This is a genomic window from Streptomyces sp. SCA2-17, from assembly GCF_044336695.1.
In genome coordinates this window covers 2,867,755-2,892,430 of record NZ_CP117521.1, presented here as the reverse complement: position 1 = coordinate 2,892,430, position 24,676 = coordinate 2,867,755, and the positions used below count along the sequence as shown (strand labels likewise).

Below are 24,676 nucleotides of genomic sequence, written 5' to 3'. Positions count from 1 at the left end.
GCCGAGCACCGTTCGCCCGGTGACCTCCCGCCCGGAAGGGTGGGAGGGGTGAGCCGAACTGCCTGCCGCGCCGCGGGGCGCACCGTACGCCGCGCTGCCCGTAGGCTTCCGGCCCTCCTGATCACCGGGGGAGCCCTGTTCGGCCTCGGGGCGCCCGCGAACTACACGTGCGCCCCCTTCCTCTCCGCCGCGCCCCTCGTCGCGGCCCCCCTGCACACCCTCCGTGCCACCGCCGCGGCCGCCCTGGCCGCGGTGGCGGTCGCGGTCGGCCTCGTGTTCTACCACCGGCCGTCCGACACCGGTGAGGCGCTGGCCGAGGTCGCCGCCATCGGCGCGGTCTCCCTGGTCGCGCTGGGGATCAACCGCATCGCCCGCCGCCGCGACCAGCAGCTCGCCTCCGCCCGCGGCATCGCGGAGGCCGCCCAGCGCGCCGTCCTTCCCGCGCCCCCGTCCCGCATCGGCGGCCTGCGGGTGGCCGCGCGCTACGTGGCCGCGCATGCCGGCGCCCGGATCGGCGGTGATCTGTACGCGGTCCAGGACACTCCCTACGGCGTACGGGCCGTCGTCGGCGACGTCCGCGGCAAGGGCCTGGGCGCGGTCGAGGCCGTTGCCGTCGTCATCGGCGCGTCCGGGAGGCGGCCGACCAGGAGCCGACGCTGGAGGGACTCGCGGGGCGGCTGGAGCGGGCGCTGCAACGTGAGGGCGCGCGGCGCGCGAACCTGGACCAGCACGAGGGATTCACCACGGCCGTCCTGGCGGAGCTGCCGCCGGGCCGCCCCGTCATCCGCCTGCTGAACCGCGGCCATCCGCCGCCGCTCCTGCTGCACGCGGACGGCCGGGTCGGTGCGGCCGACCCGACCGTGCCCGCGCTGCCGCTCGGGCTGGGGGACCTGGGGGTGTGGCCGGACCGGGCCGAGGAGCGGGAGTTCCCCGCGGGGTCGATGCTGCTGCTGATGACGGACGGGGTGACCGAGGCCAGGGACGCCGACGGCGCGTTCTACGACCCGCGGGCGGAGCTGACGGGCCGGCAGTTCAAGAGTCCGGAGGCCCTGCTGGACAGCCTGGTCGCGGAGGTCACGCGCCATGCGGGCGGTCAGGCCGCCGACGACATGGCCCTGTTGGCGATTCGGCGCGGTGAACGCATCGAGCGAATCGAACAGCATTTCGTAGAAAGTATCGACAGGTTCCGTGGGCGGACGTCCTGTGAAGAGCTGTCAGGGAAGAGCGGCGGATCCGGGCGTTCGGCTTGGAATCCACCCGGCATGTCTATTAACGTTCGATAACGACGCGCGGTCGTCGCAACCGCCGCAAGAGGCGGTGCACCGTGCGCCATCGCCGAATCCCGCGGGCACAGCGCCATCTGATCCTCCGGCATGTTCCGGGAACCGGGGAACCACCACCCTGGGGTGAATCGGGCCGCATGCGGCCCGTAGGAGACCTTCCTGCTCCGAACCCGTCAGCTAACCCGGTAGGCGAGAAGGAAGGAAAGGAGTGCCTTCGTGGCATCCAACGAGCCTGCCGCTTACGGGTCTGACGCCTACGAGTCTGAGGCTTACGGCTCCGACGCCTACGAGTCTGAGGCTTACGGGTCCGACGCTTACGGGTCTGACGTCGCTTACGAGCCCGGCTCCTACGATCCGCCGCTCGTACCCGCGTACGTACCGCCGTACGAGCCGGACCCGGAGCCGGCGGCGGCGTCCTCCTCCTCCTCCGTACCGGAGCGGTCGTACGAACCCTCCGCCTTCAGCGCCTTCTCCTTCGGCGCGGGCCGCGGGCGCCACCGCGTCGTCAAGCAGCGCGGCGGCACGATGGCCCGCAGTGGTGCCGTGCTCGGCGTGGGCGTCATCGCGGCGGTCGGCGCGGGCGGGATGGCGAATGCGCAGGAGCGTCCGGCGGCCTCCATATCCATGCCCGACCTGGCGCAGCTGCCGGGTGTGGGCTCGTTCTTCACAGGGAGCGCGGCGGGTACGGCCTCGGCTGATTCCTTCGCCGAGGAGACCGGTACCGGTGCGGCCGTCTCCGAGATGGCGCAGGACGCGGCAAGGGCGGGTGAGGCGTTGCGGGCGAGAATCCTGGAGCAGGCCGATCACCAGCAGGGCGTGGCCGAGGCCGAGGCGCAGGCGGCCCGGGTGACGGTGGCCGCGGCGGAGCAGAAGCAGGCGGCGGAGCGCAAGGCGGCCGAGGCGGAGGCGGCGCGGACGGCGGCGGCCGCGGCGGCGGAGCAGAGGCAGGCGGAGCAGAAGCAGGCGGAGCAGGGGCGGGCGGCGTCGGCGCAGCCTTCGGAGCGGACGCAGGCGCGGACGCCGGAGAAGAAGCAGGAAGCGCGGACACCCGAGAAGAGGCAGAGGCCGGGTGGGGCCCCCGCCCGTACCGCGACCCCCGCTCCCGCCCCCGCTCGCCACTCCGGAGCGCTCACCCTCCCCGTCGGTTCGTACACGCTGACGGCCGGCTTCGGGCAGGCGGGCAACATGTGGTCCGCGCACCACACGGGCGAGGACTTCGCCGCCCCGACCGGCACGCCGGTGAAGGCGGTGGGCGGCGGCACGATCACCCAGGCCGGCTGGGCGGGGGCGTACGGCTACCGCATCGTGCTGAGGCTCGACGACGGCACGGAGCTGTGGTTCTGCCACCTGTCCTCGATGGTGGTCACGTCGGGCAAGGTCGCCGCGGGCCAGGTCATAGGTCGGGTCGGCGCGACGGGCAACGTCACCGGGCCGCATCTGCACCTGGAGGTCCGGCCGGGCGGGGGCGCGCCGGTGGATCCGCTGGGATGGCTGCGGGGCAGGGGCCTGCGGCCGTAGCGGACGGTGCGGCGCGTATTCGTCGCGTATTTCGTACGGAACGGGGCACCCGTTAGCGCGTGTCCACCGAGTCCACTGCGAATGACGCGGGCAACGCGAATGACGCCGACGACGCGACGATCACGACGGCCGTACCAGCGCGGCTGGACCGCCTGCCGTGGTCGCGCTGGCACTGGACCGTGGTGATCGGCCTCGGCACGGTCTGGATCCTGGACGGCCTGGAAGTGACGGTGGTCGGCAACATCGCCGGCCGGCTCTCGGAGCGGGGCAGTGGGCTGCCGATCACATCGGGCGAGGTCACGGGGATCGCGGCGGCGCTGTACGTGGCGGGGGCGTGTTCGGGGGCGCTGTTCTTCGGGCGGCTCACGGACCGCTTCGGCCGGAAGAAGCTGTTCCTCGTCACGCTCGGGGTCTACCTGGCCGCGACGGCGCTGACGGCCGTCTCCTTCTCGTCCTGGTGGTTCTTCGCCTTCCGTTTCCTGACGGGTTTCGGCATCGGGGGTGAGTACGCGGCCATCAACTCCGCCATCGACGAGCTGATTCCGGCGGCTTTCCGGGGCCGGATCGACCTGATCATCAACGGGAGTTTCTGGCTGGGGGCGATCGGCGGCTCGTTGCTGGCGGTCCTGATGCTCGATACGGACGTCTTCCCGGCGGATGTGGGATGGCGGCTGACATTCGGCCTCGGTGTGGTGCTGGGGCTGGTGATCCTCTTCGTACGGCGGAAGGTGCCGGAAAGCCCGCGCTGGCTGTTCATCCATGGGCGGGGCGCGGAAGCGGAATCCCTGGTGACGTCGGTCGAGGAGCGCGTTGAGGAGGAGAAGGGGGTAAAGCTGCCGCCGCCGGAGGGCGAGATCACGATCCGCCGGCAGGGGCTGGTGACGTTCACCGACATCGCGCGCACGGTGTTCTCCGACTACCGCCGGCGGGCGGTCCTCGGCCTGTCCCTGTTCATCGGGCAGGCCTTCCTCTACAACGCGATCACGTTCGGCTTCGGCTCCATCCTGGAGACGTACTTCCACGTCTCCACTTCCCGTACGGGCTACTTCTTCGCCGTCATCGCGGCGGGCAACTTCCTGGGCCCGCTGCTGCTGGGCAAGTGCTTCGACACGCTGGGCCGACGGGTGATGATCTCGTCGACGTACCTGCTGTCGGGCCTGCTCCTCTTCGGCACGGCCTGGCTCTTCGGCGCGGGCCGGCTGACGGCCGACAGCCTCACCGCTTGCTGGGCGGTCGTGCTGTTCTTCGCCTCGGCGGGCGCCGGCAGCGCCTACCTCACGGTCTCGGAGATCTTCCCCATGGAGACGCGGGCCATGGCCATCGCGTTCTTCTACGCCCTGGGCACGGCCGCCGGCGGCATCAGCGGCCCGCTGCTCTTCGCCGACCTGACGAGCAGCGGGGACGTGGGCGACACGGTGCTCGCCTTCGCGATCGGCGCGTCGCTGATGTGCGGGGCGGGGCTGGTGGCGGCGTTCCTGGCGGTACGGGCGGAGGGGCGCTCGCTGGAGTCGATCGCGGCGCCGCTGTCGGCCCGTAGCGGAGCAGAACCGGAATACCCGCTCCCGCAGGGACGCTGAGGTAATGCATGGCTGACATTCACAAGAAGATCGGCAACCTCTCCGTCCACCCGCTCGCCCTCGGCGGCAACGTCTTCGGGTGGACCGCGGACGAGGCGGAGTCCTTCGCCGTCCTCGACGCGTACGCGGCGGCCGGCGGCAACTTCATCGACACCGCCGACGTCTACTCCGCCTGGGTCCCGGGCAACCAGGGCGGCGAGTCGGAGACCGTCCTCGGCAACTGGTTCGCCGCGCGCGGCAACCGCGCCGACATCGTGCTCGCCACCAAGGTCGGCGCGGGCGTCCCCGAGCCCCGCGGCCTGCGGGCCTCCGTGATCAAGTCGGGCGTCGAGGAGTCCCTGCGCCGCCTGCGCACCGACTACATCGACCTCTACTACACGCACTACGACGACCCGTCGGTGCCGGTGGAGGAGTTCCTCACCGCCCTCGACGCGCTGGTGAAGGAGGGCAAGGTCCGCGAGATCGCGGCCTCCAACATCACGCCCGAGCGCCTGCGGGAGGCCCTGGAGTTCTCGGACACCGCGGGCCTGGCCAAGTACGTGGCGATCCAGCCGCACTACAACCTGGTCTCCCGCGACACGTATGAGGGCGACCTGGCGGACGTGGCGGCGCAGCACGGGCTGGCGGCCGTCCCGTACTGGGCGCTGGCCTCGGGCTTCCTCACCGGCAAGTACCGCCCCGGCACCGCCGTGGACAGCGCCCGCGCGGGGGCGGCCGGCAAGTACCTCGAATCCGAGCGCGGCCTGCGCGTCCTGGCCGCCCTGGACGAGGTGGCGGCTGCGCACGACGCCGAACTCGCAACGATCGCCCTGGCCTGGCTGGCGTCCCGGCCCACGGTGGCCGCCCCGCTGGCCAGCGCCCGCACGGTGGAACAGCTGCCGGCGCTGCTGGCGGTGGCGGACGTGAAGCTCACGGACGAGGAGCTGAAGCGCTTGACGGAGGCGTCGGCGTAACGAGGTAGAGCGTGGGGCTTCGGGAACACGAAGCCCCACGCTCCTCTTCAGGCCCGACTCTCCACAACCCAGGAGGCAAGGGCGACGCCACCGGCAACGGCGAACACGGACGGCCAGGCACCGATCTTCTTGGCCAGCGGATGCGACCCGCCGAACGCGGCAACGTACAGCCCGGTCAGCGCCGCAGCCTTGGGCACCCCGACCGTCCCGGCCCACTGCCGAGCAGCCACCCCACCGGCCACAGCCAACGCCACACCCCCCAGCGGCCGCTTCTTACTCCACCGAGCAACCCCATACCCACCAACAAGCCCACCAGCAGCAACCACACCCGCAGGAACCCGACCCATCCCACACCTCCACATCAAAAATCCCAACCCCTCCGAGGCTACGCCGGGCGTTGCCGGGCGGGGTCCGCGTGGCCGGGCGTTGCCATAAGCAGCGCAGGCACCATCAAGGGCGCTGACTCTGCTGGTGAGGCCTGCGGGAGGGGCACCCAGGCGAGCCCGGTCATCCGGGGACAGTCGCAGTCAAGGTCCTCGTCGGTCCCCAAGCGCGGCTCACCGTCGGCGACCTGGACGCGATAACAGGCGGTCCAGCCCGACGGATACGGCACGTCGTAGAGAAATGTCGCTGAGAGAGGCCGCAGTCCGACCTCTTCGAGGACTTCGCGCATGACGGCTTGCTCCGCACTCTCGCCGGGCGCGATACCGCCGCCGGGCAACGTCCAGTACTCCTGCCCGTCATGGTGCCCGTCAGGCCCGACGCCCCGCTCCTTGACCATCAGCAGCATCCGGCCACGGATGATGACCGCAGCCGCCCGTTTCCTGTCCAGCACGCTACTGATCATGCCGGTTGACTCCATCGCCCTGCCGGAACATAGGCACTTTCTCTCCGGGCGCCGGTGCGCCTGCGGCCCGTCCCAGCGAGAGGTGCGCAATTGCGAGACACGGTCGCGGACGAAACCCTGAACCCTGAACTTCGGTGATTCCCATCAGTGGGGCCTGTACGGCGCGAGGGGCGAGCGTCACTCGCCCCTCGACAGCTCGGCCGCGATCACTTCGTGGCGGGCGCCTGCTTCAGCTCGCGCACCGAAGCGACCTTCAGGCCGGCTCCCGTCGTGGAGATCAGGGTGCCGTTGGGGCCGCAGGTGACGGTCGCCGAGCCGACGGCGTCCGCATCGCACTCCAGCTCCAGGACGACCTCACGGGTCACGGTCATTATTCATCTCCATCTATGGCGAAATGTCCTACTTGTGGACTATGACGCGACCGCGTGAGCGGATGACCGTGTCGGCCGTGCAGCCTCACTCCACCCCCTCGCGCCCCTCGTGTGCCCGTCCCGAAGTGTTGGTGGCGAGTGAAGGCGGCGTCGACTCGATCATGATTATCCGACGCGCATGCGAATGTCCACCCTCTTGGGGGAAGTTGGTCAAGGAGTGAATCGAGGGGGTTATGTCTGCTTTGCGCGTCTACGATGATAGGAAAGTAAATTTGATGGTGCGTAATTAACCGACTAGTCTGCGGCGAGAGGGAGTCGAGGGACGGGAGGGTGCGGCGTGCCGCAGGATTTTGCAGAGTGGCTCAGGGGGATGCTGCGGCAACGAGACATGTCCCAGAAGGACTTGGCTGCGGCGATCGACGTGACCCCGGCAGCAGTGACCGCCTGGATCAGAGGGCGCTCCGAACCCCGATACGAGAAGATCGCAGCGATCGCGGATGCCCTGGGGGTCGCCGCCGAGGATGCGGTCAGCCGGCGCCGGCCGGGTGCGTCGTCGTCAGAGCTCTCCTGGGCCTTCCGCAAGGCCCCCGCCGACGGCGGTCGCGAAGGCGGCAACGCAGCAGCCTTCGCCTTCGCGGCCAACCTGGAGGTACTGGCCCGGGAAGCGACTCAGAACAGCCTCGACGAACGCCTGCCGGGTGGGCAGCCCGTCGTCTCGCGCTTCATGCTGCACGAACTCACGGGAGAGCACCTCGAGGAGTTCCTGGAGGCGCTCCGATGGAGCGAGATCGAGAAGCACCTCAACGCGGCAGCCGATCCCGGGCAGAAGGTGGGGCGGGTGCTGCTCGACGGACTTCACGAGCTTGAGCGCACCCGGCGCCTGGTGCTGCTGAGGGTCGACGATTACAACGCGACCGGTCTGACCGGCCCCGACTATGACGACGGGCGCTTCGCCCGGGTGGTGCGCAGAACGCTGGACAGCGGTAAGGCGGGTGCTCAGGGTGGTTCCTACGGCCTGGGCAAGGCTGCTCTCTGGGCGGCGAGTCGATTCGGCCTGGTGTTGGTGAACAGCACCTTGTCGGAGAGCCAGGACGGCCGGCGCGAGCGTCGAATGGCAGGGCGGCTGGAACTGCCGTGGCATGCCCTGGGGGTCGACGAGTTCGCCGGCCCCGCGTGGTTCGGCGTAAAGGACCCGGACCGGGACGACGCCGCGCGGTCGTGGTGGGGGGACGAGGAAACGGCCCGGAGCCTGTACCTGGAACGGGACGGCTCCGCAGCCGGAACGTCATTCCTGGTGGTCGGGGCATACGACGGCTCCGGGGACACCGAGCAGTTGGAGGAGATGCACGAGCGCCTCACGACCGGTGTCGCCCGCAACTTCTGGGCGTCCATGGTGGGGGGCGAGACCGCGGCTCCGCTCCTCCGGGCTTCCGTGGCCTCATGGCGCAACGGCCGTGTGGTCAAGGCCGAGGAACGCATCGACCCCCATCGGTACGAACCTGCACGGTCCAGGGCGGTGAAGGCGTTCCTGGATCGCCGTACCGTCCCCGAGCTGACGTCCCGTGAGGACGTGCTCGAAATGACGGTGCCCCTCAAGCTTCCCCGGCTGAAGGACGGCGCGGGATCGGGCCGTACATCGCCCTCGACGCACGATGCCGTGCTGCTCATCACGCCCTCGGGCGACGACGAGCCGGCGGCCGACCACATCTCGTACATGCGGGCCACACGCATGGTCGTGCGCAGCAAGAAGATCGGTGACCTTCCCCTCGGCCATCGGAACTTCCAGGCAGTCCTGCTGGCGGGCGCCGCCACGATGAAGGGCACCCCGGACGTGGAGGCGGCCGAGCGACTCCTTCGGGCCTCCGAGCCCCCGGACCACAACGACTGGACCGGCACAGAGGACCTCACCGCGATGTACATGCGCGGTGCGCGGCAGTGCATCGTCAATTTCAAGAGGCTTGCCGAACAGAGCGTCCGGGAGGCACTTCAGACGCAGGACGACGGGCAGCAGGACGACGAGGGTCCCGAGGTCCTCAAGGAGCTGCTCCGTCTCGATCCTCCCAAGACGTCGCGGACCCAGGGCTTCCCGACGATCCATGCGATCGAGGGAGCGGTCGACGAGCATTCGGCATGGCGGGTGACCGTGACCGTGAAGTGCCCCGAGCGGGAGGACCCGTGGGTCCTGGCGCCCGTGGTCCGGTTCACGGGACGCGACGGCGGTGGGTTCCCCGTTCGGTGGGCCGGCAGGCTGACCCCCGTGAAGAACTGCGAACTGACCGAGGAGGGAAACCTCTTGTTCCGCGGGCGTAGGGGTGTCTTCCAGGGCGTGACGGACGTCGCGAGCCATCCCGTGGCGGCCGCTATGTCACGCATCGAGGTGGACGTGCCACGCGCGAAGGAGGCCAAGGCGTGAAGACGCTCTTTCCCTATCCGGTCCTGTCCGGCGAGGTCGTTCTGGTTGCCGACAGGGTCGTGGTCGACAACATCCCCCGGCAGTGGCAGGCGATCTCCGAGCGGGAGCACGTGATCGCCCTGCACGAAGTGAAGGGGCGCTGGACAGAGATCCGTATCAAGGTGACGGTCAGGGTGGACGCCGGAGAGTTGTCCATGGGCCCGTGGGCCGCGCCGACCTGCGTCGCTGTCGTACGTAATCCCAGGACCAGGATTCGTCATACGTTCCCGCTGGCCCCGGCGGGCGACGGAGTCTGGGAGGGCGACGTGGAGCTGCGTCGGGGCGAGCAGCTCGACGCCTGTGAGATAGATGCCTGGATCGTGGCGGATGTCGACGGCGAGTCGGGCCGGCTGATCGGCAGGGCGAGCGAGCGCTGGCGTGCCGACTTCGAGGCGAAGACACCTACCCAGCAGCGCTCCATCAAGATGGTGTGGAAGGACTTTACGGACGATGTGGATCTCGCCGAGTTCCGCGACGACCCGTGGCTTCTCGACGCTCAGGCCGACGAACCCGTCCTCTATCTGAATTCCTCGGTGGAGGGTCTGCGGGGCGTGCTGGAGAACGCGGCCACCCCCGAACAGAAGGTGGTGCGTGATGTCATGGCCGCTCAGATAGCCTCCGAGACATGGGCCTCGATGTTCAACGCCGCCCTGTACGCGAGTGACGTGGAGAACGGGCAGGCGCAATGGCCCGGAGGCTGGCACGAGGACGTCCTCAAGCGCATGCTGCCGGACGTCTTCACGGACCGTTCCCCGAGCGAGGGGCTCGCGGAGCTCGTCGAAAGGCGCACCGAGGGACAGAGTGGCGGAGATCTGCAAAGACGCGTGATGCACGCTGCGACCCTCCAGGCCCGTAAACCGAAGGCCGTGACAGGTGCGCTCAAGTCGCTCGCCCGGATGGCCAGTGCGAAGGAGTCGGCGTGAGCACTGCCGAGTCGGGAACGGTTCGGGAAGGGATGATCGGCCTGCTGCCGACGTCCGTGGCCCTCAAGGTCCTCACCTCAGGCGTCCTAGCGGGCTACGAGCCGATGCCCGGCCCCGAGCGTCTCCGTAGGAGCGCCGAATTCCCCACGGGCGTGACACACGGGAGGGAAGCGGAGGCCGTCCGCCTGCTGTGCGAAGAGGCCATGCGGCGATTCCGAAACGAGGCGCCGACGGCCTCCGACGCCTGGCTCGCTCCCCGGCTGCACTACACCCTGCGGATCACGCGGGCCGAGGCCGCCGACTCCGGGCTGTGGAACTTCCTCGCGATGTGCGTGGCGCCGGAATTCGTGCGGTGGCGCTGGGGGAAGGCTACGGAGGGTGACCGCCGTGCGGTGGGTCAGGCCGCCCGCTTCACCGGACCGTGGCACTCCCAGTGCTTCTCCCGACTGTGGTGGGCGGCCGAGCTCTTCCGGGACGGCCCCGACTACGGACCGGCGGAGATCGCCTGCGGTAACCAGGACGTCCTGAACACGGTCCTCCGGCAGGAACTGGTCCTGCACCGTCCCGCCGCGCAGGCGCTTGTTCACCTGCTGAAGAGCCGGGTGATGACCACCGGTCGCGAGGTCAACGGGTTGGCGAAACTCGCGTACGCGGCGTCCGCCACGATGATCTACGAGGTGCTGGCGCCCGACGAACCTCAGGACGCCGAAGAGCTCCAGTACTGGATCGACGCCGCCACGGACGCCGCGGAGGCACCTTACGATCGACTGCCCGACGGTCCGGACGACGGGCGGGTCGACAAGCACTCCATCAGCACGTTGGTGGAGTGGTTCGAGCGCCTGGCGGCCGTGGCGCCCGTGCGGGGCAAGGAGATCCTGGAGGCGCCGGCGGCCCCGCGCTCTGCGGGTGTCAGTCTTGCGAAGACCGGCTCCGGCCTCTGAGGGCTTCGTAGACCACCGAGGCGAGTGCTTTGGCCAGGCCGACGGGTACGGCGTTGCCGATCTGCCGAGCAATCTGGATCTTGGTGCCGTACCACTTGAAGTCTTCGGGGAAGCCTTGGATCAAGGCCGCCTCGTACTGGGTGATGGGACGGTCCTCTATGGGGTGGAGGTACCGTCCCTTCTCGGGTTTGAAGGCCTCGGTGCGAATCGTCACGGAAGGGCGATCAGCATGCATCCGACCCATGACGTCGCCCGAGCCGGCTTTGTGCCCGTCCCAACTGGGCGTCGATAGATAGACGCATCGATCCTCGAAAATCGCCCACTTGCCCCGCAGATCATTGCGATTTCCGCCAGGCGGAATGACGGCGTAGCGAGCCAAAGACAAAGGCTCCGGAGTCCGCCGGATATGGAGCTCGGGGGTGAGGTACGGGCCGGGCTGGCGGAGTTTCAGCGGGGAATCGTCATCGCCGGGACGATCAGGGAATTCCTGAAGCTCTACCCCGGCTGTGGTGTCGAAGACTGCAGGCCCGACGGCAACCCACGGCTCCCGGGTGGTGGTGTCGTCACTCAGCTGCGGCTGCCACTTCTCGGGCTTGCGATCGTGAGTAGGGCGGGGGTGAGGGACGGCATGCTCCAGGTCTTTCCTCAGATCCGTGTGAGTGCCGATGACGATGACACGCTTACGAGCCTGTGGCACACCGTAGTCCGCGGCGTTCAGGATTTCGACGGACAGCTCGTATTTCTCGAGCTGCTCACCTTCTGCGGTGATTTTGCTCAGCGCGTCGAACTGGCCCGAACGGAGAAAGCGATCCACGTTCTCCATGATGAAGATCCGCGGCTCGACTTTCTGCACGATGCGAATGTATTCCTGCCAGAGCAGGTTGCGCGGGTCGTTCTCGTCCTCCTTGCCCAGACCGGAGAATCCCTGACAAGGCGGCCCGCCCAGGATCACTTCGGCGTCGGTGAAGTCACCCGGGTCCCAGTCCTTGATGTCACCGGCGTGCACTTTTGTGTCCGGGAAGTTCGCTGCATACGTGGACGCCGCAGCCTTGTCGAACTCCACCGCTGCCACGGAGTGGAACGGGGACGAGTCGTGTCCCTCGGGCACGTACTCGTGAAAACCCTGTGAAAAGCCTCCGGCGCCCGCGAACAGGTCGATCACCTTGATCGGTTCGGTGCGGGTGGAGTCGGAGGCAGGGCTGGTCATGGTGGGGAAGTCTAGTCTGCGGAGGGTACTGCGCCGAGTGCGCACGCGGTGACCGTGCACACCATCCGGGACCGGCTCACGCCTTCCCTCCCGCCTGTGGGGCGAGCGCATCGGCGATCGCCCGCCCCACGGCCTCGGCGACCGGGGGCGGCGACGCGTGACCGACCTGACGGAAACGGGAGGTCTTGAGGCCCTCCAGCGTCCAGTCGGCAGGGAAGGCCTGCAGTGCGGCCACCTGTGGAATGGTGAGTTTCGGGAGAAGCTTGCGATTCTCGGCATCCGGCAGCCAGGGGAAGTCTTCCGCCGGCACTGCGTCGCCGAGCGATTCCCCGTTGACCCCCAACCTGGCCCAGGCGGCCTTGCTGCCCTTCTGGCCCAGGTCGGCGCCGCCGCGCCCCTTCGAGCCGCCGACGATCGTCGGGGCCGGACGGTTCGCGTGTTTCGCCCACGCTGTGGCGTGGGGCCAGCCGTGTTCCGCCATGGAGGGGCCGAGAACCTCGCCCACCGTGGGCGTCCGACTCTCCACGGCCTCGGGCCACCGGAACCGATCGGAGTACGGGCCCTGCAGGGCTACGAAGAAACCCTGCTTCCGCTCTTGGGGGACGCCGAAGTCGGCGGCGTCGAGAACCGCGGAGTGCACCCCGTAGCCGAGGTGCTCCAGCTCCTCGTGGACGAACTTGCGGAGATCAGCGAGCTTCGGGGACTCGACCAGGTCCGCGATGTTCTCGATCAGCAGGGCGCGGGGGCGTATGCCGTGCGCGAGGTAGACCGTCGCCTCGAGAAGCTCGCGGGCCTCCCGGTCCTGGGGACGCTCCTTCCCGTCCACCACGGGCTTCACCCGGGGCGGACCGGCGGCCATCAGGTCCACGCCGTGGAGGGGGGAGTCCTCCTCGGGGTCGAAGGTGAGCAGGTCCTCCTCCAGCACATTCCACTGCTCCCTGTTGGTGCGCAACGTCGCGCAGGCATCGCGGTCGTTCTCGATCAGCGCCAGCGGAGCGAACCCGGCCCGTTCCAGGCCCAGAGCCTGTCCGCCGGCCCCGGCGCAGAGCTCGAGAGAGGTGAGACGGGGCTGTCGCACGGGGGTATCTCCTGGGGGAACGGGCACGGAAGGCGCTCGGATCAACTGGAACGGCTCACTGGGAGATGATCGCCTCGTTCTCGCGGGAGGAGTCGATCGTGGTGAAGCGGATTACCTGATTGCCTCGGCCGCGAGCCGCCGACGGGGCGACGAAGGAGAAGGCCATGACGACCTTGCCGGGCTCGATCCGTCCGTCCGGGGCGATCGAGCCGGAGTTGCGTTTCTCGACGATCGGGTAGAGAGCCAAAGCGCCTCGACGCTCCCGCGCATAGCTCTCCGTGGCCGCATCCCCGCAGGACGGCAGTGTCCCCGCCACCCTGAGCAGCGCGGCGCGGTGCCGGGGGTTGCTGACCGCTCCGAACAGAGGGTCGCGGCGTCTCTCGACTCCGAACCAGGAGAAGGACCGGCCGGAGTCCCCCAGGAGGATCTCCTGTCGCCGGGTGGAGTGCTGAGGGGCGACCACGAGCCAGTCGTCGATCTGCCCGGCCTGTTCGGTGATCTCTTCCAGGTAGGTCAGGTGCGGCGCGAACTGTTCGCCGGAGTGCCACTTCAGGGAGGACAGGACGTCGAGCACGGCCGCGGCAGGGACGGTGCCCGCGAACGCCTCGAAGCGGTGCGGCCTGACAGCGCCCTCGAACCGGTGGCTGAACGTGGTCCTGATGCTCGGCAGCTGTTCCAGGATCGGCAACCAGAGATCGACATTGTGGCGGAGCGCGGCCGGCTGTACGGGGAAGGCCGTGGGCTCCTGCCACTCGCCCGGCGACCTCAGTTCGACGAGGCGGGCGTTGTACATCTTGTTCCGGCTGGTCGGCTTCAGCCAGGGCAGGTGCTGGGAAACGAGCGGCGGGACCTGCGCCGGTGTGACCTGAGGACGTCCGTCGATCAGGACCGAGTACTGGGCGAGCTGGGCTCGGAAGGACTCCTCGTCCTGGCAGATGGCTTCGAAACCTTCGTAGAGGTCGAGCTCCTTGCTCCCTGCCGTCTCATTGCGGCCGATCCACAGACGGACCAGGTCGCGGTAGCCGTCCCGGAAGCCGAACCAGCGCCCCATCTGCATCATGCTGGAGGCATTGCCTGCCCGTCGGCGGTAGTACGAGATGGTCAGCCCCTCCACGGTGAATCCGCGGGACAGCTTCTGTCCACCCAGAAGGATCTTCCAGATGGACCGGCGCTCGAAGTCCGCCTCGCCACTCTCGATGTCCTTGTCGCCGTTGACGACGATGACCGGGGCGAGGTCACCGCCGATGCGGGTCACGGCGGCACCGATGTGCGAACCGAGAGCCTCGAAGGTCTCCGGGACGGCGTAGTCGCCCGCTCGCGCACGCGACACCGGAAGCAGATCGGACTCGAACAGCTTGCGCAAGCGGTCGTGCCCGGCCGCACTGGTGTAGCCGGACTCGTCCCACAGCCTGAGGATGCGGCCTTTGAGTTCGCGGTGATCCGCCGTGAGGCGTGACTCGTGCACCAGCATGGTGTGGTGCCGGTAGAAGTTCGACGGAACCAGCGGGTCCTCGGCTTCTCGGTAGATCTTTACCGCGGCGGTGAGGACGAACATGTCCATGGCCTGCCGGAGCGACAGATCGTCGTCCTCCTCCTCGGCGGCGTCGACGGAGCGGATGTACGCCAGTTCGTTGGAATCGGCGAACGTCCGTTCCTCCTCCGGGACCTGCCCGTCCAGGTCGTGGAAGTCCTGGACACCCATGTACCCCTTCGGACGGGGGAGCGAGATCAGGAAGTCCTTCGGGAAAATGTCCTCGGTGTCGCTCGGGTCGATGAACACGTTGGCGAACGGGGTCGCGGTGTAGCCCACGTACTGGGCCCTGGGCAGCAGCCTCAGCAGTTCCGAGAGCTTCTCATTGATCGCGGTGCGTTCCGCACTGCTGCTGCGCGGGTTGACGGTGTTGACCGACGCCTCGTCGGACTCGTCGTCGATGATCAGGGTGGGAATCTCGCCGAGCAGTCCGCTGATCTTCTTCAGATCCTTGACCAGCTTGCTCAGCACCGTCTTGTTCTTTTTGACGACCATGAGGCGAGCCGCGGCGTGGTCCAGGTTGCGCGGGTCGTGCAACGGGAGCGACTTCTCGCGCTTCTCGATCTCCAGGGCGCGAATTCCTTGAGCCAGGGACTTGTAGTCGTTCTCCCGCGTGGTGAGGCGCTCGATGTCGAAGGCGCCGAGTTCGGAGGGCAGGCCGCCGTGCTTGATGAAGCGGCCGCGCAGCCAGTCACGGTCATCGGCGTAGTCCGACTCGGTCTCGACCGTCCCGCGCAGAATGTTCTCCCGGCCGACGAGTTCCATGTCGAGTCGCCGCTGAGTCTGACCGCGCAGGAGGTTCAGCGTGCCGCCGAGCACGATGACCAGGCGGTAGCCGGCGTCGACAGCCTTGGCGATGACGCCCGTGAAGTTGGCGGTCTTGCCGGACTGGACGTATCCGACGACCAGCCCCTTCGCCTGGTAGGCCTCGGGCGACGTGGGGTCCGCCAGCCGTTCTACGACGCGCTCGGCGGCTTCGCTCAGATCCGCCACCGTCTCGTCCGACCAACCCTTGACCTCCCGGAGATAGCGTTCGTACGCGGGCCAGTACCAATCGACCCCCCGCGGAGTGCCGAGGCCGCGCCACGGCGTGTACTCCTGGCTTATGACGACAGGACCCGCGTGTGTGCTGACGGGGATCTCGGCGTCGAGGAGTTTGCGTGTCGCGGTCTCCAACCCGAGCAGATCAAAAACCGTGGTCCGACGCTCCTCGGTCCGGGCTTCACTGCCCGCGCACCAGGTTCCGGTGCCTTCGTCCGCACGATCCCACTGGGTGAGCTGCTTGCGCCACAGCTTCAGCAGCGCACGGGACTCCTCGCTGTCACGGGTGATGGCGTCCCTGAACACCGCCTCCGAGGTGTCGAGGGCTATGCCCTGTGCACCCGCGTGAAAGGTGACGATCGCGGACAGGGACATGGGGCTGCCGGCCGGCATGCCCTCCAGGGCACTCCGATGCACCTTCAGGAGGGCCTTGTCGTGGTCGGTGGAAGTCATGTGGTCGTTCCTCGGCTCTGCTGCAGGACGGAAGGGTGCTGTTCGATCACTGGGGAAGGCGGAACGGACCGCACAGGGCCTCCGGCGGACCCGACGACGGCTCCAGCCCGGTGAGGTCGATGTCGTAGGCGATGCTCTTGATCCGCTCGGCGGCCTCCTTCGGGAGGCCGGCGAGGACGGAGCGGTCCAGGGACGGGAAGCAATCGTCGGTCTCCAGGACGAGTGGAACCGTGCGTATCCTCCACCGCTCCTCGTCCTGGCAGCGCGGCAGCGCGACGCCGTCGAGAAGGGCGTTGAGGCGGTCCAGGGCAGTGGGGGCCTGATCGGCCACCTCGCTCCGGACGGACTCGACGCACTGGGTGAGGGTCCGCCCTGCCGCACCTCCTCGCGTCATCTGCACCGAGACGAACCACAGAGGGCGACCGGGCGACGGCGTCAGCTGGCCGAACCCGTGCACAGAGTGGCGACGCTCCTCAGCGGAGGTGGTTTTCACCTCTATGTCGTACGCCTCGGTACTGAAGTCGTGTTCCTCGCCGAGCGGGCCCTTCCACGACTCGACGGCAGTGGCCCAGCCGTGGGCCGCGGCCAAGCTGCTCAGGACGGTCAGTTCGCCCATCAGACCTATGCGCCGTTCCATAGAGAGCTCACGCGGTTTTTCGAGCAGCGCACGCCAGGCGCGCACCGTCTCGCCGAAGGCCTGCTCGGGAGTCCGGTGCTCCACGGTCACACGGTCGGCGACTGCGCACAGGAGATCGTGGAAGTCGCGCAGCAGGTTTCGTTGGGTCGTCCGCAGCCGTGCCATGCGGAGGCCCTGATGGGCTATTTCCTCCACGCGTATCAGAGGGTGCGGGGACCTGGGCACCCGCTGCCGCGGGCTCAGCTGGAGGTGAAGCGCTATATCCCGGTCGTCTGAGACCACGTAGTCCACGCGTGGTGATCCGGGTGCGGCCAACGGGAAGGAGACACTGAGGCCCGATTCCAGGTACTCCTCGACCTCGGACCAGGACGCTCGACTGTCAGCTGTCATGGTCGGTCACCCGGTCGAGCTCACTGCGAGCGGCCGACACCAGGATCGACTGCCACAGCTGCAGGTTGTCCTTCTCGCGGGAGCCGCTGTACTCCTTCTCGAACACCCGGTGCAGCATCAGGTACATCAGGGACTTCAGGAGCGGGGCATCGTTGAGGCTGCCGTCCCGGCCGCCCAGGATCGCCCGACGGTAGTGTTGGTTGAGGATGACGAGACGGTTCTCCCGATCCAGTTCGAAGAAGAGGTCCGTGTCGAGCTTCTGCCACAGCATCGAGATCGGCTCTTCCAGGGGGAGGAGGGGGAGCTCCTCCTCGATGGTGGACCGTACTTCGGGCGCGAGGCCTCGTCCCGGGCCGATCACGGGCTTGCGCTCGGTGCCGGAGCGCTTCCGGGCTTCCCGGTAGACGTTGTCCGCATCCGTGAGGTACTGGGTGAACGGCCGTCCGCGTACATCGGTGGCCTTTTCCAGTGCTTCGACGAATTCGGGGGAGGTGTCGACCCCGGATTTCTTGACCGTGAGTCGGAAGACGTCGTTCGGCGCCGGGGGCAGGTCGACGGCGACCCGGGCGAGCGAGAGGTGCTGCTCGGGCAGGCGGAGGTTGTTCCAACCTCCTGCCTGCACCAGACGGTCATTGCGGTAGAAGTAGAACCCCTGACGGTCGATCACCGTGCCCACTGCCCGGTACTCGTCGAGGTTCGACTTGGGCGGCCAGATGTGGGCCGCGAGGGAGACGTCGATCGCCGCTCCCGGAACAGTCGTGGTGAATCGACGCGGATAGTCCACGCTGCCCGATACCGGATAGCCGAAGGGGTCGAGAGGCTCGACGCCGAAGTCCAGGTACACGGTCCGCGTACGTACGTCCTCGACGGCGATCGTGATGTTGAAGTCGTCGCGGGCCAGGAAGCGGTGCAGGTACAGGCCGAGGTGGAGTCCCAGCTTATTGATCGTCCGCTGGAGATAGCGATCCGTCTGACCGCTCCCGCCGTGCTTCGGGAAGTCCTTGACCCCGTCCCATCGGACGACGGTGCCCTGCCACTGAATAGGACGATTGTTGTCGTACCGGTCGATCAGGCTCTGCGCGTACGAGGGATCAACGATGTCGCACTGGAAATCCGCCCGCGCGTTCTCCATCCGCCAGCGACGGCCCACCGTGCGGGTCCGTTTGGTGGTGCTCACGACGGTGACGGCATCGGCGTGCGACAGCGAGGCGGATTTGAGCCCTGTGCCGAACATGCCCAGGGCGCCCGACGCGTAGTCCCGGCGGCCGCCGACCGTCATGGCGACGTCCAGGGCTTCCTCGTCCATGCCGTGGCCGTCATCGACCACGAGAAGCGAGACCAGGCGGTCGCCGTCCCGGAGGAAGTGGATGACCACGTCCTTCGCACCGGCATCGATGGAGTTGTCGACGAGGTCGGCTATGGCGACCTCGAACCCGTACCCCTGGCTGCTCAGGGCCTCGACGTAACGGGGGTCGGGCGGCAGGTGCTTGCTCCCTGCGGTGGGGACGTCGAACTTCCAGTCGGTCATGTTCAGCCTTGGCATCCAAGTTGTCGGCACTGTTAAGTGCGGTGACAGAATTTGTGCGACCAATAGTGACCGTAGTACACACAACTGACGATGAAGCCCGATCCGTGCACATCCGATCGGTCCGGAGTGCATTGCGAGGCCACAGGTCAGCGGCGGGAGGCCTTTGCCACGGCGACGGCTGCGGCCACGTCGGCGGCCACGGCTGCGGGGTCCTGGTGTTCCCAGAAGCGCAATACCGTCCAACCTGCCTCGATCAGGCGCTCGTTGGTCTCGCGGTCCCGGGCGATGTTCCGGTCCAGCTTCTGTCGCCACCAGTCGGCGTTGGCTTTCGGACTGGTGGCGTGCTGCGGGCAGCCGTGCCAGAAGCAGCCGTCGAGGAAGACAGCGACTTTGATGCCGGGAAAGGCGATGTCGATGCTGCGCCGTGGCATGCCCGGCACCTTGTGGTGGAGTCGGTAGCGATGCCCTGTGCTGTAGAGGAGGCGCCGTACCGCCATCTCCGGAGTCGTGTTCCGACTCGCCTGGCGACTCATCTCGGCTGACTTGCGAAGCGAGGGGGGAATGACGGGCACGCTTCCATTCTGCCCCGGAACGGGGGCCCGTCGGGGTGCCCTTCTGAGGCCCATGACCACCATTTTAAAACACTAGTTCGATATGTCACTCCCGCGTGTGAGACTGAGGCGTCTGTTCACATCGCAATGAGGGGGGACCATGAGCTTCAGCGACGGAGGGCTCACGTCGATCGAGATCTGCGCCGGCGCCGGTGGACAGGCGCTGGGTCTGCACGCCGCAGGATTCCGGCACCTCGCGCTCCTGGAGATCGACAAGTCGGCATGCAAGACGCTGCGTGCCAACGTGCGGGATCACCCGGAGTGGGCAGGTTGCGAAGTCGTCGAGGGGGATCTGAAGGACATCGACCCCTTCGCCCATGCGCAGCTCGCGAAGTTCGGTCTGAAGCCCGGCGAGTTGGACCTGCTCGCCGGCGGGGTGCCCTGTCCGCCGTTCTCCACCGCCGGTAAGCAGCTGGGGGAGGAGGATGAGCGGGACCTCTTTCCCAGGATGCTTGAGCTGGTAGATCAGCTCCGCCCGAAGGCGGTGATGATCGAGAACGTCAAGGGGATCCTGGAGACGAAGTTCGAGGACTACCGCGATCGGATCGTCGCAGAGCTGGAGGGGTACGGCTACGACTTCTGCGGCTGGGAACTGATCGAGGCCTGTCGCTACGGAGTTCCGCAGCTCAGGCCCCGGGCGATCCTCGTCATGATCGCCAAGGAGCTCACTGCTGACGTGAAGTTCGAGTGGCCTGTGGGTGACGACAGCATCTCCACGGTGGCGGACGCTCTCGAAGAAACCATGCGCGAGCGATGCGAGCCCCATGGGGCCAGAGGACAGGCTGTCTTTGACAAGTGGCTGGGCAAGGCCACGGAGCGTGGCACTGAGGCGCCGACGCTCGTCGGAGGGTCCAAGAAGCACGGCGGAGCCGATCTTGGTCCTAGCCGGGCCAAGGCTGCGTGGGCCGCACTCGGCGTCGATGCGATGGGCGTGGCCAACGACCCGGACGCGTGCGTTCCTGAGCGCGATCTCTTCAGGGAGAACGGCCCGATGCTCACGGTTGAGCAGGCTGCCATCATCCAGGGATTCCCGCGGCACTGGCACTTCGAAGGCGGGAAGACGGCCCGGTACCGCCAGATAGGCAACGCCTTTCCGCCGCCGGTCGCAGAGGCAGTGGGAAGGGCGATCGCGGCAGTTCTCCGTCCGGACGATCGACCGAGCTCTGCGTTGAACAACATGCGCGTCGTGATTCCGGCTGCGCGACGGGATACCGGGCGCGTTGCACCGGCCGCGAAGCATCGCCCCGCGGGTTCCGCGCCTACGGAGTCGGGGCAGCCTGCGTCCCCGGAGGCGGAGCCCGAGCACGCAGGCCCGAATGCCTGAGCAAGGTGATCGGGCCCTGCGCTGTCGAAGAGGCTGCTAACGGGTCGGTCCCGGGCCTTGCCAAGGCCCGGGAGCCTGCACGTTCTGCCACGGCTGCGGGGGTGCGGCCCATCCCTGCTGCATCGGCACGAATGGCCGCGGCAAGGTTGCTGAGGCCTGGGTCAGGGATGGTTGGGCTATGTGTTTGCGGGTCCAGAGGTGGTGGAGGAGTTCCTGTTCGCGGGCTGTGAAGTCCGGGCCCGCCGTGCCGTTGTGGGCGCGTTGGCGGAGGAAGGCCAGGGACGTTGCGAACGAGATGTACTCCGCCACCGTGCGGGCCGCCGCCGGGCCGCCCGTGCGGCGGGCCACGTCGCGGGCTATGCCGCGGGCCCGCATCGAGGAGAGGGCGAGGGGCTCGGGCGGGGTGAGCCAGCCGGCGATCTGGTAGGCCGGGAGGAAAGTGCGGATCGTGCGCAGCTCGTTCTGGCGGGACCAGATCGCCAGCCAGGTCAGGGCGCCGAAGACGGGCACCATGAAGAGGGCGTAGACCGCGAGGAAGGCCAGGGGCGACAGGCTGGCCGAGCCGTTCCACACCGAGTGCAGGACCATCGCGGTGAGCAGGCCCGCGAAGGGGACGAGGACGCGGAGCACCTTGCGGCGCGGGGCCAGGGTCGCCGCGATGCCGAAGCCGAGGCCCGTCATCGTGGTGAAGAGCGGGTGGGCGAACGGCGACATCAGGACGCGCATGAAGAACGTGGCCGCTGTGGCCGCCGGCACGCCGTTGTGGCCGAAGCTCAGGTCGGTGGCGAAGGCGTTGCCCAGGTAGAGGATGTTCTCGGTGAACGCGAAGCCCGTGGCCGTGATGCCCGCGATCACCACGCCGTCGACGGTGTTGTTGAAGTCCCGGCGCCGGAAGAGGTAGAGCAGCAGCACCGCGGCCGCCTTGCCCGTCTCCTCCACCACGGGCGCGACGAACGTCGCCCCCCACTTGTCGGCCTCCGGGCGCTGCGCGAGGTCGACGGAGCTGAGCAGCCACTCGGTGGCGTAGCCGTTGGCGATGATGGCCATCAGTGTGGCCGCGCACGCGCCCCACGAGAAGGCGAAGACCAGGTTCTTCCAGGGCTTCGGCTCGACGCGGTCCATCCAGCGGAACGCCGCCACCAGCAGCGGCACGGGCAGGACGGCGAGGCCGAGCCCCACCAGGAACCCCTCGGTGCCGGTCTGCTCCCGCACCAGGGCGAGGATCACCAGGCCGCACAGGGCCAGGAGCAGGATCAGCGCGCCGGCGCGTACCGCCTTGTTGTCCCACAGGGCGCGGCGCGGTTTGTAGCGCCAGCCCGCGGGGGCGGGCATCGCGGGGAAGTTCGGCTGCTGACCGGAGGCGGGCACCGGCCCGGCCGCAGGCTGCTGGTGGGGTGGGGACTCATGCACCCGACGACCCTAACCAAGGGACGCCGGAGCGACCCCGAAATTCCGGGGCCGATAGTCCGGGCCGGGTCCGGCCCTCCCGCCCCGCCACCTGCCGACGCGCGTCAGGGCGGCAGGGCTCAGTGCGCCTTGCGGCGGAACAGCAGGTCGTGGACCACGTGACCCTTGTCCAGCCCCTGCCCCTCGAACCGGGTCAGCGGACGGAAGTCCGGGCGGGGCGCGAAGCCGCCGTCGGGCTGGGTGTTCTCGAAGTCCGGCGCCGCGGAGAGCACCTCCAGCATCTGCTCCGCGTACGGCTCCCAGTCCGTCGCACAGTGCAGCAGCGCGCCCGGGGCCATGCGCGTGGCCGCCAGCGCCAGGAACTCCGGCTGGATCAGCCGGCGCTTGTGGTGCCGCTTCTTGGGCCACGGGTCCGGGAAGTAGACGCGCAGGCCCGCGAGGGAGTCCGGGACGAGCATCTCGCGGAGCAGGATGATCGCGTCGCCGTTGGCGACCCGGATGTTGTTCAGGCCGTTCCGCTCGGCCAGGCCGAGGAGATTGCCCTGGCCGGGGGTGTGCACGTCGCAGGCGAGGATGCCCGTGCCCGGGTCGGCCGCCGCCATCTTGGCCGTCGCCTCGCCCATGCCGAAGCCGATCTCCAGCACGACGGGCAGCTCGGGGTCGCCGAAGAGCTCGCCGAGGTCCAGCTTGCTCAGGCCGTCGATGTCGAGGCCCCACTGGGGCCACAGGCGGCGCAGGGCCTCGCCCTGGCCGGTCGTGACCCGGCTGCGGCGCGGCTGGAACGAGCGGATGCGCCGCTCGTGGTGCGAGCCCGCCGGGTCCGGCGCCGGACCGTCGGGGAACATCGGCTCGCGACGGCCACGGGTCTGCTGCGCAGCGGCCGAGGAAGCAGCGGCCGAGGAAGCAGAAGCCGAGGAAGCAGGAGCCGAAGAAGCGGCGGCGGCCGGAGAAGCGCTGGTCGCTTCGGCGGCAGAAGCGGTGGTCGCCTCGGCGGCCGGAGCGCCGGCCTGCTCGCCGACGGTCGCGGGGGCTGAGGGGGAAGCGTGGTTCTCGGACACAGTTCTTCAATTCTACGGGCGTCCGGAAACTAGCCCGAGGTTCTAGATTTCCGCAGGTCAGATGGTGTCCATCGCCCGCAGGGCCCGCCGCGCCACCTCCCGCCCGATGGGCAGCGCGGCCGTAGCCGCCGGGGAGGGCGCGTTCAGCACGTGCACCATCCGCGGCGACTCCGCGAACAGGAAGTCGTCCACGAGCGTGCCGTCCCGCAGCACCGCCTGCGCCCGCACCCCCGACGGGGCCGGTATCAGGTCCTCCGCCGTCACCTCCGGCAGCAGGCGGCGCGCCGCCTCCGTGAAGGCGCGCTTGGACAGCGAGCGCCGCACCTCCCCGGCGCCGTAGCGCCAGTGGCGCCGGGCGAGCTGCCAGGAGCCGGGCCAGCCCACCGTCCCCGCCAGCTCGCCGGGGCGCACCGTCAGCCGTCCGTAGCCCTCGCGGGCGAGTGCCGGGACCGCGTTCGGCCCCAGGTGGACCGTGCCGTCGATGCCCCGCGTGAGGTGGACGCCCAGGAACGGGAACGCCGGATCCGGCACCGGATAGACCAGGCCGCGCACCAGCTCCGCACGCTCCGGGACCAGCTCGAAGTACTCCCCGCGGAAGGGGACGATCCGCACGCCGGGGTCGTCGCCCGCGAGCCGCGCGACGCGGTCGCTGTGCAGCCCCGCGCAGTTGACCAGCGCGCGGGCGCGCAGCACCTCGCCGAGCCCCGTGCGCACCGCGACCGCCGCACCGCGCCGCCCGATCACGCGCGCCTCCGCCCCGTACCGCACGGAGGCCTCCGCGTCCTCCGCCAGACGGGCCAGGCAGCGCGCCACCGCGCCGTAGTCGCACACGCCCGTCGAGCCGACGTGGATGGCCCCCGTGCCGCGGACGTGCGGCTCGTACTCGGCTATCTGGGCGGGGCCGAGCTCGCGCACCGGCACGCCGTTCTCCCGGCCGCGCTGGACGAGGGCGTGCAGCCGCGGCAGCTCCGCCTGGTCCGTGGCCACGATCAGCTTGCCGCTGACCTCGTGCGGCAGGCCGTGCTCGGCGCAGAACTTCACCATCTCCGCCGCGCCCCGCACCGCGAACCGCGCCTTGAACGATCCCGGGCGGTAGTAGATCCCGCTGTGGATCACCCCGCTGTTGCGCCCGGTCTGGTGCAGCGCGGGACCGGGCTCCTTCTCCAGCACCACGACGCGCGTACCCGGCCGGGCGCGCGTGATCGCGTAAGCCGTCGACAGGCCTACGATGCCGCCGCCGACCACCAGCACATCGCAGTCGTACGCCCTCACCACGTCACCTCCCCGCGCCTGCCGGCACACCCGCGACCGGGCATCCGGGACCCCTCGGCGCCTCACCCACGTCCCCCATCATGACCTGCGCCACTGACATCCGGTCGAAACCCAGGTCAGAGAGGGGATCGGGAAAGCTCACACAGGGGGAACGCGAAAAGAAGTGATCACACGAAGCGATCACACGCTCGTGCCGAAGCCATCCCTGGCGCCGATAACGCGGATAAAGCCGACACCGCCGCCCTCACGCCGACACCGCCGCCCTCACGCCGAC

General features: G+C 68.8%; 19 protein-coding genes, 1 pseudogene and 1 riboswitch. Of the genes and pseudogenes, 8 read left to right on the top strand and 12 right to left on the bottom strand.

Going from position 1 to position 24,676, the window contains the following annotated elements:
* The first annotated feature begins 48 nt into the window (after positions 1–48).
* The 4 genes and pseudogenes from PS271_RS12845 to PS271_RS12830 all read left to right on the top strand — a co-directional run bounded on the left by PS271_RS12845 (position 49) and on the right by PS271_RS12830 (position 5,331).
* Positions 49–1,283, top strand: a pseudogene (locus PS271_RS12845) (PP2C family protein-serine/threonine phosphatase).
* 40 nt (positions 1,284–1,323) lie between these two features.
* A riboswitch (cyclic di-AMP (ydaO/yuaA leader) is annotated at positions 1,324–1,490 on the top strand.
* A 9-nt stretch (positions 1,491–1,499) separates the two neighbouring features.
* Positions 1,500–2,801: a M23 family metallopeptidase gene (locus PS271_RS12840; RefSeq protein ID WP_398382049.1), complete on the top strand. Its 1,302-nt coding sequence runs from the start codon at positions 1,500–1,502 to the stop codon at positions 2,799–2,801.
* A gap of 59 nt (positions 2,802–2,860) precedes the next feature.
* Positions 2,861–4,378 carry an MFS transporter gene (locus PS271_RS12835; RefSeq protein WP_398382048.1) on the top strand — a complete coding sequence of 506 codons (1,518 nt, stop codon included), beginning with the start codon at positions 2,861–2,863 and terminating at the stop codon, positions 4,376–4,378.
* Positions 4,379–4,386: 8 nt separating this feature from the next.
* Complete coding sequence (locus PS271_RS12830) at positions 4,387–5,331, top strand: aldo/keto reductase (RefSeq protein WP_398382047.1); 945 nt, start codon at positions 4,387–4,389, stop codon at positions 5,329–5,331.
* 47 nt (positions 5,332–5,378) lie between these two features.
* On the opposite strand, the gene PS271_RS12825 is transcribed toward PS271_RS12830, so the two are convergent.
* From PS271_RS12825 to PS271_RS12815, 3 genes are all read right to left on the bottom strand, one after another.
* Positions 5,379–5,678, bottom strand: a complete 300-nt coding sequence (locus PS271_RS12825; protein ID WP_398382046.1) for a hypothetical protein — start codon at positions 5,676–5,678, stop codon at positions 5,379–5,381.
* A 38-nt stretch (positions 5,679–5,716) separates the two neighbouring features.
* The gene (locus PS271_RS12820; RefSeq protein WP_398382045.1) at positions 5,717–6,178 is read right to left on the bottom strand and encodes an NUDIX hydrolase; all 462 of its coding nucleotides are present in this window, start codon (positions 6,176–6,178) and stop codon (positions 5,717–5,719) included.
* Between the two features lie 206 nt (positions 6,179–6,384).
* Positions 6,385–6,549 (bottom strand): hypothetical protein, encoded by a 165-nt coding sequence (locus PS271_RS12815; RefSeq protein ID WP_398382044.1) that lies wholly within the window; start codon positions 6,547–6,549, stop codon positions 6,385–6,387.
* 337 nt (positions 6,550–6,886) lie between these two features.
* Here PS271_RS12815 and PS271_RS12810 point away from each other — a divergent pair, with 337 nt between their 5' ends.
* The 3 genes from PS271_RS12810 to PS271_RS12800 are packed head-to-tail and all read left to right on the top strand — an operon-like array spanning position 6,887 to position 10,865.
* Positions 6,887–8,962 carry a helix-turn-helix transcriptional regulator gene (locus PS271_RS12810; RefSeq protein WP_398382043.1) on the top strand — a complete coding sequence of 692 codons (2,076 nt, stop codon included), beginning with the start codon at positions 6,887–6,889 and terminating at the stop codon, positions 8,960–8,962.
* Positions 8,959–9,924: a hypothetical protein gene (locus PS271_RS12805; protein WP_398382042.1), complete on the top strand. Its 966-nt coding sequence runs from the start codon at positions 8,959–8,961 to the stop codon at positions 9,922–9,924. The genes PS271_RS12810 and PS271_RS12805 overlap by 4 nt, the downstream gene beginning before the upstream one ends.
* Positions 9,921–10,865 (top strand): DUF6339 family protein, encoded by a 945-nt coding sequence (locus tag PS271_RS12800; protein WP_398382041.1) that lies wholly within the window; start codon positions 9,921–9,923, stop codon positions 10,863–10,865. Before PS271_RS12805 ends, PS271_RS12800 begins: the two co-directional genes overlap by 4 nt.
* Here PS271_RS12800 and PS271_RS12795 read toward each other — a convergent pair.
* From PS271_RS12795 to PS271_RS12770, 6 genes are all read right to left on the bottom strand, one after another.
* The gene (locus PS271_RS12795) at positions 10,834–12,072 is read right to left on the bottom strand and encodes a DNA cytosine methyltransferase (protein ID WP_398382040.1); all 1,239 of its coding nucleotides are present in this window, start codon (positions 12,070–12,072) and stop codon (positions 10,834–10,836) included. The genes PS271_RS12800 and PS271_RS12795 overlap by 32 nt on opposite strands.
* 76 nt (positions 12,073–12,148) lie before the next feature.
* Positions 12,149–13,150 carry a DNA cytosine methyltransferase gene (locus PS271_RS12790; RefSeq protein WP_398382039.1) on the bottom strand — a complete coding sequence of 334 codons (1,002 nt, stop codon included), beginning with the start codon at positions 13,148–13,150 and terminating at the stop codon, positions 12,149–12,151.
* Positions 13,151–13,205: 55 nt separating this feature from the next.
* Positions 13,206–16,175 (bottom strand): Z1 domain-containing protein, encoded by a 2,970-nt coding sequence (locus PS271_RS12785; protein ID WP_398382038.1) that lies wholly within the window; start codon positions 16,173–16,175, stop codon positions 13,206–13,208.
* A 46-nt stretch (positions 16,176–16,221) separates the two neighbouring features.
* Positions 16,222–17,037, bottom strand: a complete 816-nt coding sequence (locus tag PS271_RS12780) for a PD-(D/E)XK motif protein (protein WP_398386827.1) — start codon at positions 17,035–17,037, stop codon at positions 16,222–16,224.
* Positions 17,038–17,191: 154 nt separating this feature from the next.
* The gene (locus PS271_RS12775; RefSeq protein ID WP_398382037.1) at positions 17,192–18,730 is read right to left on the bottom strand and encodes an ATP-binding protein; all 1,539 of its coding nucleotides are present in this window, start codon (positions 18,728–18,730) and stop codon (positions 17,192–17,194) included.
* Between the two features lie 146 nt (positions 18,731–18,876).
* Positions 18,877–19,356, bottom strand: a complete 480-nt coding sequence (locus tag PS271_RS12770; RefSeq protein ID WP_398386826.1) for a very short patch repair endonuclease — start codon at positions 19,354–19,356, stop codon at positions 18,877–18,879.
* Positions 19,357–19,441: 85 nt separating this feature from the next.
* On the opposite strand from PS271_RS12770, the gene PS271_RS12765 reads away from it, so the two are divergent.
* Positions 19,442–20,665: a DNA cytosine methyltransferase gene (locus PS271_RS12765; protein WP_398382036.1), complete on the top strand. Its 1,224-nt coding sequence runs from the start codon at positions 19,442–19,444 to the stop codon at positions 20,663–20,665.
* Positions 20,666–20,701: 36 nt separating this feature from the next.
* On the opposite strand, the gene PS271_RS12760 is transcribed toward PS271_RS12765, so the two are convergent.
* The 3 genes from PS271_RS12760 to lhgO all read right to left on the bottom strand — a co-directional run bounded on the left by PS271_RS12760 (position 20,702) and on the right by lhgO (position 24,402).
* The gene (locus tag PS271_RS12760) at positions 20,702–22,075 is read right to left on the bottom strand and encodes a PrsW family glutamic-type intramembrane protease (RefSeq protein ID WP_398382035.1); all 1,374 of its coding nucleotides are present in this window, start codon (positions 22,073–22,075) and stop codon (positions 20,702–20,704) included.
* 116 nt (positions 22,076–22,191) lie between these two features.
* Entirely contained in the window at positions 22,192–23,130 is a 939-nt protein-coding gene (gene trmB / locus PS271_RS12755) for a tRNA (guanosine(46)-N7)-methyltransferase TrmB (protein WP_398382034.1), read from the bottom strand.
* A gap of 57 nt (positions 23,131–23,187) precedes the next feature.
* A complete protein-coding gene (lhgO, locus tag PS271_RS12750; protein ID WP_398386825.1) occupies positions 23,188–24,402 on the bottom strand; it encodes an L-2-hydroxyglutarate oxidase in 1,215 nt (404 codons plus the stop codon).
* Positions 24,403–24,676: the final 274 nt, after the last annotated feature.

Excerpts from the sequence above, each read along its gene's own strand:
- PS271_RS12830 (WP_398382047.1), top strand. The coding sequence starts at position 4,387 with ATGGCTGACATTCACAAGAAGATCGGCAACCTCTCCGTCCACCCGCTC.
- PS271_RS12825 (WP_398382046.1), bottom strand. The coding sequence starts at position 5,678 with ATGGGTCGGGTTCCTGCGGGTGTGGTTGCTGCTGGTGGGCTTGTTGGT.
- PS271_RS12820 (WP_398382045.1), bottom strand. The coding sequence starts at position 6,178 with ATGATCAGTAGCGTGCTGGACAGGAAACGGGCGGCTGCGGTCATCATC.
- PS271_RS12815 (WP_398382044.1), bottom strand. The coding sequence starts at position 6,549 with ATGACCGTGACCCGTGAGGTCGTCCTGGAGCTGGAGTGCGATGCGGAC.
- PS271_RS12795 (WP_398382040.1), bottom strand. The coding sequence starts at position 12,072 with ATGACCAGCCCTGCCTCCGACTCCACCCGCACCGAACCGATCAAGGTG.
- PS271_RS12785 (WP_398382038.1), bottom strand. The coding sequence starts at position 16,175 with ATGACTTCCACCGACCACGACAAGGCCCTCCTGAAGGTGCATCGGAGT.
- PS271_RS12775 (WP_398382037.1), bottom strand. The coding sequence starts at position 18,730 with ATGACCGACTGGAAGTTCGACGTCCCCACCGCAGGGAGCAAGCACCTG.
- PS271_RS12770 (WP_398386826.1), bottom strand. The coding sequence starts at position 19,356 with ATGGGCCTCAGAAGGGCACCCCGACGGGCCCCCGTTCCGGGGCAGAAT.
- PS271_RS12765 (WP_398382036.1), top strand. The coding sequence starts at position 19,442 with ATGAGCTTCAGCGACGGAGGGCTCACGTCGATCGAGATCTGCGCCGGC.